The sequence below is a fragment of the Mycobacterium sp. NPDC050853 genome, assembly GCF_040653875.1.
Taxonomy (GTDB): Bacteria; Actinomycetota; Actinomycetes; order Mycobacteriales; family Mycobacteriaceae; genus Mycobacterium.
On record NZ_JBFAGW010000004.1, the window covers coordinates 43,500 to 60,150 of the forward strand.

Genomic DNA, 16,651 nt, shown 5'->3' on the forward strand with positions numbered 1-16,651 from the left:
CGCGCGGATTATGTTTCGCAGCGGATGACAACACTGTCATGGCGAACAGTGTTGAGGTTATGGAGGCAGACGGCATGCGATAAACCCTGCGCATGCTGATGTGTCAAGTCAGCGACAGGACCGACCTTGTATGTCAGGTTAGATGACTACCAACTGTGATACTCGACACTACTGGGAATGTATCACCCATTCCGATCGAATGAAAGATACTTGCGCACAGCCTGTTCGAGAACCTGAACCGCCGTGGCCATGGTCTGCAGGGAAATGCTCTCGTCGTAGACCGCCCAGCCGTCATCTCCCGGTCCGAATGTGACCGCCGGTATGCCGGCGTGCCGGAACCTGATGGTGTCGTTGAATGCGGGTTTGGTGTAGGTGCGCACCGGTTCTCCGGTCACTCGCCGGTATGCGTGAACTATTGCCGCGATGAGTGGTTCGTCGTCGTCCATGCGATGCGTGCCGGCCACGAAGGTCGGACCGTCGACGTATTCGACGCTGACGACGATGCCTTCCGTGCTCGCCTCGGCGAGACGTCGTTGGAAGGCGCCGAGCAGCTCACCGGCTGACACCTCCGGTCCGACGTTCACTACGGCGATACGTGCGGTCGCGCTCAGCGGCGTGAACTGTGCCATCCCTGCCTCACCCGCTCCCAGACCGACCACTGACACCGGCCAGTCTCCTACTCGGCGGGTTCGCAGGTCCGCGAGAAACTCGGCAAGGAACTGCGCCGGGTTGACTCCGGTATCCGGTCGCCAGATGTGGCTTGAGCGGCCCCGCACCGTGATGTCGAGCAGCGCATGCCCGGTTTGTGCGACAGCCAGCGCTATTCCACTGTCGCCACCCTCCCGCCATGCGGTGGGTTCGACGGTGATGGACGCGTCGGGCCGTAGCCCAATTTCCTCCACCAGGTACCGGGAGCCTTCGACACCGTTGCGTTCCTCATCCACCGTCAGTGCGACCAGCAGCGCGCCGCGCGACGGCGGGTCGTCCACGACCCGTTTGGCCGCCGTCAAGAGCGCCGCCAGATTGGCGCGGGTGTCCGAGGTGCCCCTCCCATAGATACGGCCGTCCAATTCCACTGCCGTATAGGGGCTCTCGGTACACACCTGCCATCGACTGGGCGGTCCGGAGGGATAGGTGTCCAGATGGTCGTTGAGCATGATTGTCGGCCCGTCTCCGAAACGTTTGTACGCCAGCACATTCGGGCGCTGTGGCGTGCGCCCAACCAACTCCACGGAGAACCCCCAGCTTTGCAGGAGTTCGGCCAGTGGACGGGCGATGCGTTCCTCCTCCGGCGGACGTGCGGGGCCGTCGAGGCTGTTTTCGCACCACGGCTGCCCTTGGGCCACCAACTCGGTGGTGAAGCGCGCGAGCTCGCGCACATCGGGTGCGATCAACACCCCGGTCATGGACGCACCTCGGTGTCGATGAGCGCACGCAGACCGTCCTGGCTTCGGCGTTGCGCAACTCCGAGGGTGGTCAACAATCGAGCCCGGTGCGGTGACACCCCGTCGGCGAATTGCGCTCCGTATGCGGCCAGCCCTGCTCCCCCGCCCGGGTAGCCGTACGTCGGCGCGACGCGGGCGTCCACCGCCCGGGTGGTGATGACGACAAGCGTGCCGTCGTCGATCAGGTCGCGGGCCGCCGCGGCCTGACCCGGCGGCAGATTTCCCGATCCGTTCGCGGCGACCACGACGACCGACTGTCCGCCCCCGGCGGCACGCAACAACGTGCCGTCATCTCCGAGCGCACCGATCACCAGTGGTACGGGTCGCAGCGTATCGGCCGGATCACCATGCGCAGCAACCCGTTCCGGTTTCCGATGCCAACGCACATGTCCGCTGGCCACGGTCCCGATGGCGCCGCGTCCCGGTGCATCGAATGCGTCGCGCACCACCCCGGATACCTTCACGACCTCACGACCGGCGAGCACCTTTCCCGCGAAAGCCACCACGGGATCGATATCAGCTCCCGACGCGGCAACGGCCAGCGCATCGGCGAGATTGGCGCGGCCGTCACTATCGGAGCGGGCGCCGGGAATCATCGAACCGGTGACCACCACCGGCACCGGCCAGTTCTCCCGATAGGACAACCAGGCGGCGACTTCTTCGATCGAATCGGTGCCGGTGGTCACCACAATCCCGTCGGCACCGCGCGCCACGACCTCGCGGGCCCGGCGCACCAACCGCTCCAACAGATCGAAGTCGACCTCAGAACCGCCCACAAGTGCCAGCCCCTCAGCGGCGCTGAAACCTGACACCGCCGTGGTCAATTCGGCTGCATCGGCCACCGGAACCGCACCGGAGTCGGTCTCGTGCATGGAGATGGTGCCACCCAGTCCCAGCAGCACGATCCCGCTCACGAGTGGTTCTCCTGCACAAATGAGGTCTCGATCAGGCTTTGATAGTCGGGCAGCTTCTGGTCAGCCGGAATACGTCCGATGCCCTGGGCCCAGCGGGCGCGGTCGGCCAGATCCGGCGCGAGCTCCGCTCCGAGTCCCGTCTTGTACACGAACTCCGCGGTGACTACCCCGATCAGCTTCGGGTCAAGTCCCACAGCCTTGGACACCGCGGCAAGCGCCTCGGGTCTGCGCTCGGTCAACGGTCCGTCGGCTTCGGTGATCGCGGCGACAAACCGGGACACGGCAGGCTTCTTCGATTCAATGGCATCCACGTTGGCCAGAAAGAGACTGTGCTGGTTGTACTTCTGGGTGCCCTGCAGTTCGACGACATCACCGCCGAGAGCATCAACTGCCTTACTCAGCGCAGGCTGGAAGACAGCGATGACGTCGACATCCTTGTTGGCGATGGCCGTCACGATCTCGGCGGGCCCAGTGTGCACAAGGTCGGCGTCGAGATGCGCGTCGGTGAGGAACTTGCTGGCGAAGAAGTGTGCGCTGCTGCCCAGCGGAACAGCGATCTTACGGCCCGCAAGATCCGCGATCGAGTTGATCCCCGCCGATCGACGTGCCACGAACCGTCCTTCGGGCCAACGGGATCCGTCGGCGATCACGCGAATGCGCGGGTTCTTCAGCACCGCGGCCGATGTCGGAACGTCTCCGGCGTTCGCGATGTCCACAGCACCTCCGGTAAGCGCTTCGAGCGCTGCCGCCCCGGTCGGAAAGGGGACGATCTTGACGTTCACGTTCTTCTGTGTGAAGTAGCCGAGGTCGCGGGCGACGGGGACCTGCGCCCAGGAGGGATCCACCACCCAGCCCAGGGTGAGTGACTCCGCATCGCCCTTCTGGTCGCGTCCGCATCCGACCACGGCACCCAATACCACCAAAGCCGTTGCTATCACTACGGATAACTTTGTGAAGTTAGTCCGGGGTGTCATGCCGTTTCCTCTCCTAGGGATACCGGGTATTCGTCGGTGCGCAGCAGATCGTGCAGTCGCCGGCGTAGCGCGGCGTACCCGTCTATCTCGGCCAGTCGGCTCGCGGGGCGCGGCCTCGGCAGCGGGTTGGCAAGGTGCGCGGCGATTCCGCCACCGCGATTCATCACCACAATCGAGGTCGCTATCCGGATGGCTTCGTCCACATCGTGAGTGACGAAGACGATCGTCGTCTTACTGCGCTCCCACAGCTCGATGACCAGATCCTGCATCTGCTGCCGAGTGAGCGCGTCGAGTGCGCCGAACGGTTCATCCATCAGCAGCACGCGCGGGCCGTTGGCCAGAGCCCGTGCGATACCGACCCGTTGCCGCATTCCACCCGAGAGTTCGTGCGGCAGTTTCGAAATAACGTCGGCTCCAAGTCCCACCGCACGGATCAGTTCCGTCACCCGCGTGTACCGTCGGCCACGTCCGAGCTTTCCCGCGCGTAGCGCGAATTCAATATTGCTACCCACAGATGCCCAGGGGAACAACACATCTCGTTGAAAGACGACACCTCGCTCGCGGCCCGGTCCGGTGACCACAGCGCCCTCGAAGCGGACCGAACCCGCCGACGGCCGAACGAAACCCGCAATCGAGTTGAGCACCGTGGACTTCCCGCATCCCGACGGCCCCAGAAGCGCGACGAAGGCACCGTGACCGATGGTCAGGTCGAGGCTCTCGACGACGGCTGGGCCATCGTCGTAACGCACAGTCAGCGCGTCGATATCGATTCCGTCGGCCGTCACGACTGCTCCTGCGCCCATCGCACTCGCCGCCGAGTGAGCTGGTGGAAAATCTGATCGGCAAGCGCCCCGACGATGCCCAGCGCTGCGAGGCATGCAAACAGCCGGTCGGGCTGGCTGAATAACCGGGCCTGATCGAGACGGAACCCGAGGCCCTCGGCCACCCCGGATTGTTCCGATGCCACGATCAGGATCAGCGATGCGGCAATGCCCTGGCGCAACCCGACGAGGGCAAAGGGTAGGGATGCCGGAATCACCACATGCCCGAACGTCTGATAGCGCGATGCGCCCACGGATGCCGCCACGCGCAGGTAGTCCTCGCGGGTCGACGACACGCCGGTGTGCGTGTTCACCCACACCGGAAAGAACACACCGAGGCTGGTCAGAAAGAGCTTGGACTCCTCGCCGATTCCGAACCAGAGAATGGCCAGCGGAACCAACGCGATCACCGGAATAGGGCGCAGTACTTGGATGGCTGGTTCCAGCAGGGCGCGAGCGACCCGGCTGCGACCTGTCAGGGCGCCGATCGTCATGGCAATGACGGAACCGAGCAGAAACCCCTGAAACGCCCTCCGGAAGCTCGCGGTCGCATCGGTGACCAATGTGCCGTCGGCATACATCTGCCGCGCGGCCGCCGCCACAGCGCCCGGTGACGGCAACAACTGCGACGAGAACAGCTCCAGGCGCACCGCGAGATCCCATCCGGCGACCACCAGAGCCAGGCTTAGGACCGGCAACACGAACACTACCGCCCGACGAATCCCCTTGTACGAAAGGGATTTAGGCGAAGTCATCGGCCGTGCGATGGTGTGCCGGAGTCGGACGCTCAGCGCCTCGGTGATCCCAGGACGGTCCGTCGACGCCGATACCATCTGTCTCCCTACGCGCCGGTCTGATTCGGGAGTGACGCTAACAGCGGATTCGGTTGCGGTTCAGGGGCTCACGCTACGCATATCGGCGCCGTGCGTGGTTTACGCCACCAGCAGGTGGGAGTGACCTGCGCCGCGATGGCCACCGGTACGCAATGCGCCACCGTGGCGCCTGACAGGCGCGTTTCGATCAGACTGACCGAATGATTGAAACAAAAACGCCGAGTGTCTCAGTCTTCTGCGGCGGTTTCGCCGCGTAGCCCTGCGATGACATCTGCGGCATGGGTGGCCACGCCCCGATCGCCCACGCGCTCAGCCGCGGCGTGTAATCCGATCCATCGCCCGAGCAGCGCGGTATGGCTGGGTGCGGGATTGCCGAAGACGACCGTGTCATCGTCGAGGTCGACATCGAGAGTGAAGTACTCATGGGTGGCAAGCCACACCCATGTCAGCCGTGCATCCAGAATGCGTCGCGCGAGGGTGTCGTCATCGGCCAAGGCAGGCGCGATCGAGGCAACATCGGATCGCCAGGCTTCGGTCATCGCATCGTCGAGCTCGGCGACTTCCTCGCGGTCGGCGGCGGCGAGGAACTCCGGATAGACGGTAAGTGCGTGGGCGATGTCCAGCACGATATCGCGGAATCCGCCCCATTCGTAGTCGAGGATTCGGACGCCATGCTCGGTGACCAGGATGTTGTCGGGGGCCACTTCGGAGGGGCTGAAGGCTCGAACGCCACCCTTCTCGAAAAGTGCGGCTGTTTGCTGTATCCGAGAAACCAGCGTCTTTGAGACGTCGAGCGAGTACTCGCTTCTCAAGATCTGCAGCAATGGCGCGATGGCTTCGGACCCGCCGACGCGCTGCTGCGCGGGGTCGACATCCGTCTTCTTGACATCGATGCGCCGCAACAACGCAGCAAAGTCGCCTTCACGGCCCACCGTGGCGACGTGCATACGCCCCAGGGCCTGCGCCCACGCCATCAGCGCATGGTTTATGGCAGCACGATTACGCTCCGCGAGCAGCTCGGCCATGGTCGGGGCGGCGCCCAGATCGGTGAGCACGATGAGGCGCTCGGCGATGTCATAGGCAACCAGCTCCGGCCCGGGCCGATGCTTGGCCGTCAACGAATTTGCGAACTGATACGACACCACCTCGCGAAGCACCGACGCATCGGATCCGCCCTCGGGGACCTGCTTGATCACCATGGACTTCGGCAACGCGAATGGGTTCTGCACCGCGCGAACCCGGATGACGATCGCGGGGCCGCTGCCACCGAGATCCTCCGGTTCGGCCAGCGTTACCGTTGCGCCCGCCCGCCTAGAGAGCAACCCCTCGGCGGTGGCGATAACCTGCGCGACGGGGTCTGCCAATAGTGTCGTCATTACCGTCTCACCATACCCCGTCTTTCTAAGACTGTGGGGCGGCCCACAGTCTTAGCGGCATCCGCACCGCCGTATTTGCCAGTCGGCATTGCGATAGTCACGCTTGCCTTTCCTGACCGATCGGTCTAATTTAAGACCATGCGGTCTAAAAAGGCGCTGACCTTCACGGAACGAGCGCGGCGGACACAGATAGTGGCGGGCGCCATTGAGGTGCTGGCCGACGCGGGCTATCCGCAGACATCCCTGTCGAAGATCGCCGAGCATGTGGGAGTCGCCAAGAGCGCGGTGCTGTATCACTTCACGTCGAAAACGGACGTCATCGAATCCGTGATGGCCGAGGCCTTCACCCGAGCCGCGACCGTGATGGTTCCCGCGGTGCAGGCCGAGTCAACCGCTACCGGACGCCTGACGGCCTACATCAGAGCCAACATCGAGTTCGTGGTGAGCAATCGAGTGGCAGCGATAGCCCTACTGGAAATTATCTGCGGCTACCGCAGTCAGGATGGCCTCCGCTTCGACCAGGCCGCCGCCGGCACCGCTCCCCCCGCCGAATTCGCCGCGATGGATCCCGAGACCATCTTCACCGAGGGCGTCGCCAGCGGCGAATTCCAACCGGTCTCACCCCCGTTTATGAAAAATGCCCTGCGAGCCGCACTGGACGGTGTCGTGTGGGAGCTCGGGCGCGACCCCGACTACGACGCAATCGGCTACGGAGAACAGCTGGTCGACATCTTCACAAGAGCCGTCGGAGCCACGTCATGACCACCATCGTGATCACCGCATACGGCACCCGCGGAGACGTGGCACCCCTGACAGGGCTGGGAATCCGTCTGCGCAACAATCTATCCGCCCATGTGGTCATTGCCGCACAAGGTCCGTATGCGCACGCGGTGCGTGCCTCCGGGCTGGAATTCCGAACACTGCCCGGCGACACCGAGACGGCCACCCGAGATTCCGAGCATGGTCAAGCACTTGTGGACGGCGCACGCATGCAGCCCTCGCGGGCGGCTCTCGACGAGATGCGCACCGGACTCGCGGGAGTCGGAGAGGCCATGGCCGCAACAGCCCAGGATGCCGACGTGCTGCTCGCCGAAGGCCCCGTCGGTACCTTGCTGGGATACCACGTCGCCGAAGCACTCGGCATACCGAGCGCGGGGCTATCACTTCAACCAGCCTGCCCAACTGCCGATTTCGCGCCACCGCCGCTCACCATCCGTTCCTTCGGCGGTAGCGGTAACCGGCTGGTGTGGCGCCTCGCCGCGTGGGGGGAACGGATCTACACCCCACTCATCGACGATCTCCGCCACAACCTGGGGCTGGCTCCGTCACCGCGGCGCCGCTATCGGGATGCCCGCGCGAAGCGCTGGCCCATCGTGCACGGCTACAGCCGCCATCTCGTCGCACGCCCCCGCGATTGGCGAGCGCACTGGCACCTCAGCGGCTACTGGTGGCCCGCCGACGACGAAACCTCGCTACCACCACAAGAACTGGCCGAATTCATCGACAATGGTCCCGCTCCGGTCTTCATTGGTTTCGGTAGTACCGCCACGTCAAAGGGTCGCGAGTTGTCGGAGACGATCACCACCGCGATCCGTCGCGCCGGGGTGCGGGCAGTGGTGCAGCGTGGGTGGGCCGGCCTCTCCTGCGGGGGCGACGATGTCATCACTGTCGACGACGTTCCGCATTCGTGGCTGTTTCCGCGGATGGCCGCCGTTGTCCACCACTGCGGTGCGGGAACGACCGCGGCCGCGTTACGCGCGGGGGTCCCCTCGATTCCGGTGCCGGGCATCATGGACCAACCCTTCTGGGCCGACCGCTTGTCTCGACTCGGCGCCGCCTGCGCCCCGCTTCCGCGTACATCGCTACGGGCCGACGAACTCTCCACATCCATCACCAACGTGATCACCGAGACTCGGTACCGCCAAGAAGCGCAACGTCTCTCACGGCTGATTCGTGACGAGGACGGTGCTGGGGCGGCGACGGACATCATCGCCGCACTACTGGAAACCACGACGACGAAAGGTGCACATCATGGCCACTGAACTCCTCATGGGCAACGCGCTGCTAGCCGGCTCGATCACGTTGGCAGGCGGCGCCATCGGCGCGGGTATCGGCGACGGTATGGCCGGGGCACAGCTCATCGCCGGCGTAGCCCGTCAACCCGAATCGCAGAACCGTTTGTTCACACCGTTTTTCATGACCGTCAGCCTGGTGGAGGCGACCTTCTTCATCAATGTGGCGTTCATGGCCCTGTTCGTATTCGCCACACCCGGCGGGTAGTCACCCGCCCTCGGCGGCCCCCGCGCCCGTGACGATCTCGTGGATCAGGCGCATCTTCTCCAGCACCGGGCCGGGTAGTACAAACGGATACAGATCGTCGCGTCCCATGGAGCGGTTGACCATGTTGAGCGACCATGCCAGTGGCAGCCACATCTCGATAATGGTATCGAATCCGCTGGGGCCCAGAACCCTGCGATCGAAGGTGCCTCCGGCGGGTGCCAAGGCGAAGGACGCGGCGGTGTCCAAGGTATCGCGGATATGCAGGTAATGAGCGAAGGTCTCCGACCAGTCTTCGGCGGGATGCATGCTCGCATAGGACGAGACGAAGTTCGCCTCCCATCCTTCCGGTGCGCCCTGCTGGTAGTGACGGTCGAGCGCCTCCTGGTAGTCGGCGTCCGGATCGCCGAACAGACCCCGGAACCTGTCGGCATAGTCCGGCGAGGTTCCAACGAGGCGGTAATAGAAGTAATGCCCGATCTCGTGGCGAAAATGTCCGAGCAATGTGCGGTACGGCTCATCCATAGAGATGCGGAGCTGCTCGCGGTGGACATCATCACCTTCGGCGAGATCCAACGTGATCACCCCGTTTTGATGGCCCGTGACCACCTGCTTCTGTTGGCTGGAAAGCAGATCGAAGGCCAGCCCGAATTCGGGGTCGACGTCGCGCCCGGTGACCGGTAGCCGCAGCTCGGCGAGCTCGGCGAGCAGGCGTCGCTTGGCCCGCTCGGCCTCGGCGAACGCCGGTAACGCGGTGTCATCGCTATCGCCGGGGCGAGTGCGGGTGAGCACACAGGAGGCACACAACGTCGCCGATCCCAAGCCGTTGACCAGCCAATTACATTCGGCCACATGCAGGTTCGCACACAGCTGATGACTGTCGGCATCGACGAATCCGGGGCCGGAGTCATCGGCGATGACGAGTAGCGCCGATGCGTCGAGGGAGAACCCGACACGGCTACCGCATGACAGACATACGGAGTTCTCGAACGCCAGGTGTTGGCCGCATTGCGGGCACGTGAAGTCACGCATGAGCGGGGTTGTCCTCACAGGGAGCGACATCCACCGACACCTTGATGGTGCTGCTGTCCGAATCGGTGTAGATAATGCCGCGCAAGGGCGGCACGTCGGCGTAGTCGCGTCCCCACCCGACGGTGACATACCGCTCGTCGATGATCGTGTCGTTCGTCGGGTCGAAGGCGACCCAGCCGTCCGGCGGCACCCACACCGCCGCCCAGGCATGGGTGGCGTCAGAGCCGACGAGCCGAGGCTGTCCGGGCGGCGGATTGGTTGCCAGATAGCCGGATACGTAGCGCGCCGCGAGCCCCTGCGTACGCAGTGCCGTCGCCGCGATGCGGGCGAAGTCCTGGCACACGCCCTCCCCTGCTGCGAAGACCTCGCTGACCTTGGTGGAAATGGTGGTCGACCCCGACCGATATTGGAAATCGCGGTATATCCGGCCCATCAAATCGACGACGGCCTCTCCGAGGGGCCGCCCTGCGGTGAAACTCACTGCGGCGTAGGCGCGTACCTCGTCGGTAATCTCCGGCGGCACCAAGTCCAGCACGAACTCGGTGGCGAGCGCACCGGCACCTGACGATCCCCCGTCCGCCGGGCGGGCCAGCTCCCATGCCTGTTCCCAACCCGCTCCGGGCGACGGCGGGGTGCCGACATCGACGACCGCGCGGGCGGTCACGCTGAGCTCGCGGTGCGGCGCTGTGACGTGGAAGTAGGAGCTGAGGTTCCCGTAAAGGTCCCTGCCGGTGGAACTGTCCGAGGGTTCCGGTTCCACGATCAATTCATGCGATTCGCAGTGCTGCCAATCGGTGTCACGCGGCGTGAGGTAGCCGCGCCCGTACGAGCTCGTGACATCGTCGGAGTACTTGTAGAGGGTGCGGTGCGTCACCTGATAGCGCATCACGGCAGCCGCCGTCCGGTGTCGGGACCCCACAACGGTTGCATACCGGTCGGCATGGACAGGTGAGTCGCGGTGATCACGGACGACAGCTCGCGTAACACCTGATGGACGTTATCGAGGGTTTCGGCGAGTGCGTCTCGCTGCCCCTGCTCACCAGCGGTGTCGAGATCGGCCGGGTCGAGCCGCCGCAGCTGTGTCACCAGATCCTCCACCAGGCGCTCAGGCCGCGAGGTTCCCGAAGCGCTGGGCAACGACTTGAGGTCATTTCGTAACGACTCGACTTGATACAGGAGCGATCTGGGGTTATCGGCGTCGAACAACAGCAGATCAGCGACGGCCACCAGGCTTATCTTGCCCCGAGTACGGCGGCGGTACATCACCGAGGACTCACAGGCCACCAGGGTGGATTCGGTGACCGACTGCTCGGCCGCACGCCCACGGACCGTCGTGAGGGTGGACCGAAGTAGCGCAGTCAGGCCGAGGCCGCGTTCGATGCGCTTGCCGATGTCCATCATGGTCCAGCCGATATCGTGAACCGTCGACTCCGCGGCCAGGCCCGCTAGGGCGAGAAGCCCTGCCAGTACCTGGGTTTGGGTGGCGGCGAGCACTGTGTCATCGGCCCGACTCTGCCCGCCGCCGGATCGGGTGTACTCGTCGTATTCGGCCGCTGCCGCGACGATGGCTCGGTCCATGCCGCCGAGCACCATCCAGGTGTCGTTGGACATCTGGTCGCGGACGGCACGGGCGGCCAGACCGAGCCGCTCCACCGCCTGCGCCAACGAGCCTGCCCGTTCCTTGTCCACGGTCAAGGACCACACATGCGTGCTCAGATCGCCGGATTCGGTGTCGGTGCCGGTGATATCACCGAGCGCCTTAAGTAGTGCCGGCACGCATTCGCCGGCCTCCATGAACTGCCGATACCGGTACTCGTGGAAGCGTTCCCGGGTAACGGCCAGCAGCCGGACCAGATTCTCGGCACGCTCTCCGTATCGACCCAACCAGAACAGATCCGACAGCACACGCGGTGAGCTGACCGCGTCGGACTCCGGCAATCGTCCGGCGGGCAGGTCCACCGGCGCGACCGTCAGTGCCCGCTCGGTCTGGTCGCGATCCGGCTGCTGAACCCAAATATCTTTGGCAGCAAAACTATTGAGAGTCGAGCCGGAGTATCCGGAAGCGGTCACGTAGCCGAGGCCACCGATCATCGGCGCGTACCCGCCGCGCTGCGCAACTGTGAACAGACGCATACCGATCGGCGCGGCAGTAAGCGTGCCGGGTCGCAGGTAGGTGGGGGCCACCGACAACTCGGGCAGGTCTTGACCGATCCACCGCCAGGGCGCCGCCTCGATCCGCGCCCGCAATGTCTCCAACGCCTGTGCGGACTGGAGGGGACCGGTGTGAACCTCTTCCCCCACTGTCGATTTGACAAGAAGTGAGCTCAGGTTCGCGAGTAGGTGCGAGCGCTCCGTGTCGATACCGCCCCACCAGGTCTCGCCGCCGGACAACCCGAGTGGCTCGTCGAGCAGTCGGTATGACAGTTCTGGCAGGAAACGGGCGAGGCCAGGATTTTCCAGTATCCCGCTACCCAGCGAGTTGACGACGGTCACGGCGCCCCGGCGGAGCACCTCGACCAGGCCGACGACCCCCAACCGCGAATCGGCCCGCAGATCCAGCGGATCGGAGTAGGCGGCGTCCACACGGCGCAGCACCACATCCACCCGCCGCAGAGTGCCCAGCGATCGCATCCACAGCTTGCCATCGCGTACCACCAGATCCGCGGACTCGACCAACGGAAATCCCAGTACCGATGCCAGGTAGGCCTGGTCGAAGGACGTCTCCGAATGGATGCCGGGACTGAGCACCACCACGACCGGGTCTTCGACCGACTCGGGCGCGACATCGATGAGTGCCAATCGCAGCGTCTGCGCGAAGGGAGACGTCGGCCTTGGTGCCACCTTCTCGTACAAATCGGGGGCGGCGTGCGCAACCACCCGACGGTCCGCGATCGCATAGCCGGCGCCCGATGGCGCCTGCGTCCAGTCGGCGTTCACCCGGAAGTCTCCGGTGCCGGTGCGGCTGATATCGCATCCGAGCAGAAAGAGCTGGTGTCGTCCCGGCAGGGCCATGCCGTGTGCGGCACGCACATATCCGGGGTGCGCGAAGAGCAGCTGCGGTGGCAGCGCACCGGACCTGATCAACTCCTGCGGACCGTACAGGTCGCTCAGAATGGCATCCAGCAGCATGGCCCGCTGGGTGAGACCAACCTCCAGGGCGTTCCAGTCGCCGGGATCAATGAGCAGCGGCAGCCCGTCCAGACGCCACGGCACTGGATGAGTGGGCGCATCGGGCGCGGGCGGAGATCCAGGGCTGCGGCTGGGGTCCATATAGGTGATGCCGTCGGTGTCGACGAGCGTGCGCACACGATCCAGCAGCCGGTCCAAACCGGGGCGGCCGCGTTGTGTGATGGCATCGGCCAGGTCGGCCCAGGCCGGGCGCACGGTGCCGTCAGGCGCCAGGAACTCGTCGTAGCCTGCCGGGCTGCCCCGCCGTCCGACCTCGAACAGCGCGCCCTGGGCCCGAGCGCTCCGGTACTGCGATATCAACGGGTTCTCGTTCATGGGGAAGCCGGGGCCGACGGGAGCTCCCTGAGCAGGTGCTGCCACCGGCCGTACCTTCCTTCCCGTTGCTTATCTAGTCCTATCTGCGCCCCACGGTTCTCGCGCGGCGCAGGTCCAGGATGCCGGGCGCTACGGCATCGGTGGACATGCGGGCTTGTTTCTCGCGCAAGTCTGACAAATCGACCCGCCCGGTGGTGTAACCGGTGGCATCGAAACGCCGACCGCGCCGCGACTCGGCGGCCACCGCGTTGACGGGTGGGTCGTCATAGGCCAGGCCGCCCGGGTGCGATACGTGGTACGTGCAGCCGCCACGAGACAGTGCGTTGGCGGTGTCGATGAGCTCGAAGCGCAGTGGATCGTCGACGGTGATGCTGGGGTGCAGCGCGCTCGGCGGCTGCCAGGCCCGGTACCGAATACCGGCCACCTGTACATCCGGGTTGGTTGTCGAGAGCAACGGGATGGGTTCGCCGTTGCAGGTGACGACGTACCGGGAGCGATCCGCTCCGATGACCCGAACCTGCACACGTTCGATGGACGAGTCCACGTATCGCGCGGCGCCTCCGGCGGTGGCCTCCTCCCCCAGCACCCGCCACGGTTCGATGGCTCCACGCAGCTCGATCTCGATACCCTCGAACACCGCGGTGCCGATCCGCGGGAACCGGAACTCGGTGAACGGATCCAGCCAGCTGGTCTCGAAGGCGATTCCATGCGCGCGTAGATCCGCGGCGACTTGGGCAATGTCATGAATAATGAAGTGCGGCAACAAGTAACGGCCGTGCAAGTTGGCACCGTGGCGGATCAGTGGCGCCTGCAGTGGCTGTTCCCAGAAACGGGCCACCAGTGCGCGCACCAGCAGCGATTGCACCATCGCCATCTGAAAATGCGGGGGCATCTCGAATCCGCGAAGCTCCAGCAAGCCGAGACGTCCGCGGGCGCTATCGGGGCTGTACAGCTTGTCGATGCAGAACTCCGCGCGGTGGGTGTTCCCCGTGATGTCGGTGAGCAGATGCCGCAACGCCCTATCGGTGATCCACGGAGCGACGCTCGCGGAGCGATCATCATCCGGAGCGCCGCTCGCGGAGCGGCCCTCATCCGCAGCGCCTTCCTCCAGGTTCGTCAGCCGCTCGATCTCGGCGAAGGCAATCTCCAACTCGTACAACGCGTCCTCGCGTCCTTCGTCCACACGAGGAGCCTGCGAGGTGGTGCCGACGAACCTTCCGGAGAATAGATACGACAGCGCCGGATGATGTTGCCAATAGGTGAGAAACGAGACCAGCAGATCGGGGCGGCGCAGCAGCGGCGATGACGCCGGTGTGCGCCCTCCGAGTGTGATGTGGTTGCCTCCGCCGGTCCCGGTATGGGTGCCGTCGAAGTCGAACGACTCGGTGGTCAATCGCGCCTTGCGCGCCTCCTCGTACAGCACCTGAAGCTGGCGGGATTGTTCGGCGAAACTGCCGGTGGGGGTCACGTTGACCTCGATGACGCCCGGATCGGGTGTGATGCTCATGGATTCCAGCCGCGGGTCCGGCGGTGGCCCATAGCCTTCGATGACCAGCGGGCAGGTCACCGCCGCCTCGACGCGCGCGATGAGGTCTACGAAGTCGTCGAGGCTCTCCAGCGGCGGCAGGAAGAGATACAGCAGCCCCTTGCGGATTTCCGCTACCACGGCAGTAGGGGGCGCCCCGTCCGCCGACACCACAGTGGCGGCCGTTTCGGAGCGTTGTGCGCCGAGCTCGGCTGAGACGCTGATCGGATCCGCTTCGGGCATGTGCGGTGGCGGCTCCCAGGAGATGGCACCCAGCGGGAGCCGCAGTCCCGCCGGCGATTTTCCCTCGGTCAGAACGATACGGCCGCGCCGTAGTCTCCAGTCTGCACTGGCCCAGCCGTTGTCCTCCTCGCTGCGGTGCAGCGGTAGGACGTGGGCGGCCGGCCGGGTCACCGACTCGTCCAGGCGGTTCACCAAATCTGATCGCCATTCCGCCGAATCCTCTTGCGGTGCCGGATCATCGCCAGCCTCCACCGGATCACCTGCGGGCCGCCGAACCGAAGCGGCAAGTCGACTCAGCGGATCCTCGTATGCCGCCCGCACTTGGGTCTCGGGCAGCCCCAGATCGTGCGCGAGGGCAAGCAGCAGGGCACGATCGGCGCCCTCCGGTGCGAACGGCGCTTCCTCAGCGGCCCACGGGTCGGCAAGCAGGTCGGGGTCCGACCACAACGGCCGGCCATCGTGGCGCCAGTACAAACCGATCTGCCACCGCGGCAGTGGCTCGCCGGGGTACCACTTGCCCTGGCTTCGCTGCACCAAACCCGTTGGCGCCCAGGCAGCTTTCAGACGGGCGGCGAGGTCGCCTGCCCGTTCACGCTTGTGACTTCCATCGGCCGCCGTTGTCCATTCCTCGGACACCTGGTCGTCGATCGACACGAAGGTCGGCTCGCCACCCATAGTGAGCCCTACCGCGGCTTCATCGAGCCGGGTGTCGATCTGTGCACCCAGTGTGGTGACGGCCTCCCATGTCGATGCCGTGTACGGCAACGTGACTCGGGGATCTTCGTGGACACGGGTGACGGTATTGGAGAAGTCGAGGGTGGACTCGCATTTGTCGGTGGCACCGGAGATGGCGGCGGATGTCGATGGATGTGGGGTTGCCGAGAGCGGAATATGCCCCTCTCCCGCGAGCAGTCCGGATGTGGGGTCCAGGCCTACCCATCCGGCGCCGGGAAGGTACACCTCGGCCCAGGCATGCAGATCGGTGAAGTCGGCGACCGGTCCGGAGGGGCCGTCGATCGCGGCGATATCCGAGGTCAACTGGACCAAGTACCCGGATACGAAGCGGGCGGCGAGCCCTTTTTGCCGCAGGATGGATACCAGCAGCCAGGCGGTGTCCCGACAGGAGCCGATACCCACCGCCAGCGTGGTGTCCGGGCTCTGGACGCCGGGTTCCATTCGGACCGCGTAGCCGACGTCCGCGTATAGCGCCTGGTTGAGCGTGACCAGGTAGTCAATGATGTGGGTGGCGGGAGCCATGGTGAAGTTGGCGACCCAGGCGCGTACGAGTTCACCCGGCCCCGCGCCGGGCTCCTTTTCATCCACCAGCTTCAGGTAGGGCTCCAGATCGGCGGCCAGCGCGGGCGGATATGCGAATCCGACGTGTTCGGCCCACTCCTCGATGAAGAAGTCGAACGGGTTGACGGATTTCAGGTCGGCGATAAGTCCAACGGTGATGGACAGCCGCCGTGTCCTATTCGGGAACACCAGGCGCGCAAGGAAATTGCCGAACGCGTCCTGCTGCCAGTTGATGAAATGGTCCTCGGGCGTGATCCGTAGCGAGTACGCCTCGATTGGTGTGCGCGTGTGCGGAGCCGGACGCAATCTGATCTCGTGCGGGTGTACCTGAACGAGTCTGTCGAATGTGTAGCTGGTCCGATGCTCCAGCGCCACCTTGATGCCCATCGGCTGATCCCACCACAACCTGGC

Annotated in this window: 13 protein-coding genes; 3 read left to right on the top strand and 10 right to left on the bottom strand. The window is 65.0% G+C overall.

What is annotated here, in order from left to right:
* Positions 1-182: 182 nt before the first annotated feature.
* From AB0H22_RS14785 to AB0H22_RS14810, 6 genes are all read right to left on the bottom strand, one after another.
* Positions 183-1,406, bottom strand: coding sequence for a M20 family metallopeptidase (locus AB0H22_RS14785; protein WP_358147090.1), 1,224 nt, complete (start codon positions 1,404-1,406; stop codon positions 183-185).
* Positions 1,403-2,359: an asparaginase domain-containing protein gene (locus tag AB0H22_RS14790; protein WP_358147091.1), complete on the bottom strand. Its 957-nt coding sequence runs from the start codon at positions 2,357-2,359 to the stop codon at positions 1,403-1,405. Before AB0H22_RS14790 ends, AB0H22_RS14785 begins: the two co-directional genes overlap by 4 nt.
* Positions 2,356-3,333, bottom strand: a complete 978-nt coding sequence (locus tag AB0H22_RS14795; RefSeq protein WP_358147092.1) for an ABC transporter substrate-binding protein — start codon at positions 3,331-3,333, stop codon at positions 2,356-2,358. The genes AB0H22_RS14790 and AB0H22_RS14795 overlap by 4 nt, the downstream gene beginning before the upstream one ends.
* Positions 3,330-4,118, bottom strand: coding sequence for an ABC transporter ATP-binding protein (locus tag AB0H22_RS14800; RefSeq protein WP_358147094.1), 789 nt, complete (start codon positions 4,116-4,118; stop codon positions 3,330-3,332). Before AB0H22_RS14800 ends, AB0H22_RS14795 begins: the two co-directional genes overlap by 4 nt.
* Positions 4,115-4,987, bottom strand: coding sequence for an ABC transporter permease (locus AB0H22_RS14805; protein ID WP_358147095.1), 873 nt, complete (start codon positions 4,985-4,987; stop codon positions 4,115-4,117). The genes AB0H22_RS14800 and AB0H22_RS14805 overlap by 4 nt, the downstream gene beginning before the upstream one ends.
* 227 nt (positions 4,988-5,214) lie before the next feature.
* Positions 5,215-6,363, bottom strand: a complete 1,149-nt coding sequence (locus AB0H22_RS14810; RefSeq protein ID WP_358147097.1) for a kinase — start codon at positions 6,361-6,363, stop codon at positions 5,215-5,217.
* Positions 6,364-6,501: 138 nt separating this feature from the next.
* Between AB0H22_RS14810 and AB0H22_RS14815 the strand changes: the two genes are divergently transcribed.
* Genes AB0H22_RS14815 through AB0H22_RS14825 form a run of 3 tightly spaced genes read left to right on the top strand, consistent with a single transcriptional unit; the run spans position 6,502 to position 8,643 of the window.
* Positions 6,502-7,125: a TetR/AcrR family transcriptional regulator gene (locus AB0H22_RS14815; protein WP_358147098.1), complete on the top strand. Its 624-nt coding sequence runs from the start codon at positions 6,502-6,504 to the stop codon at positions 7,123-7,125.
* A complete protein-coding gene (locus tag AB0H22_RS14820) occupies positions 7,122-8,405 on the top strand; it encodes a glycosyltransferase (RefSeq protein ID WP_358147100.1) in 1,284 nt (427 codons plus the stop codon). The genes AB0H22_RS14815 and AB0H22_RS14820 overlap by 4 nt, the downstream gene beginning before the upstream one ends.
* Entirely contained in the window at positions 8,395-8,643 is a 249-nt protein-coding gene (locus AB0H22_RS14825; RefSeq protein ID WP_180747768.1) for a F0F1 ATP synthase subunit C, read from the top strand. Before AB0H22_RS14820 ends, AB0H22_RS14825 begins: the two co-directional genes overlap by 11 nt.
* Here AB0H22_RS14825 and AB0H22_RS14830 read toward each other — a convergent pair whose 3' ends face one another.
* The 4 genes from AB0H22_RS14830 to AB0H22_RS14845 form a co-directional block, all read right to left on the bottom strand.
* A complete protein-coding gene (locus AB0H22_RS14830; RefSeq protein WP_180747769.1) occupies positions 8,644-9,672 on the bottom strand; it encodes a putative zinc-binding metallopeptidase in 1,029 nt (342 codons plus the stop codon).
* On the bottom strand, positions 9,665-10,558 hold the full coding sequence (locus AB0H22_RS14835; RefSeq protein WP_358147463.1) for a transglutaminase family protein: 894 nt from the start codon (positions 10,556-10,558) through the stop codon (positions 9,665-9,667). Before AB0H22_RS14835 ends, AB0H22_RS14830 begins: the two co-directional genes overlap by 8 nt.
* Complete coding sequence (locus AB0H22_RS14840) at positions 10,558-13,161, bottom strand: circularly permuted type 2 ATP-grasp protein (RefSeq protein WP_358147466.1); 2,604 nt, start codon at positions 13,159-13,161, stop codon at positions 10,558-10,560. Before AB0H22_RS14840 ends, AB0H22_RS14835 begins: the two co-directional genes overlap by 1 nt.
* A gap of 94 nt (positions 13,162-13,255) precedes the next feature.
* Positions 13,256-16,627 carry a transglutaminase family protein gene (locus AB0H22_RS14845; RefSeq protein ID WP_358147468.1) on the bottom strand — a complete coding sequence of 1,124 codons (3,372 nt, stop codon included), beginning with the start codon at positions 16,625-16,627 and terminating at the stop codon, positions 13,256-13,258.
* Positions 16,628-16,651: the final 24 nt, after the last annotated feature.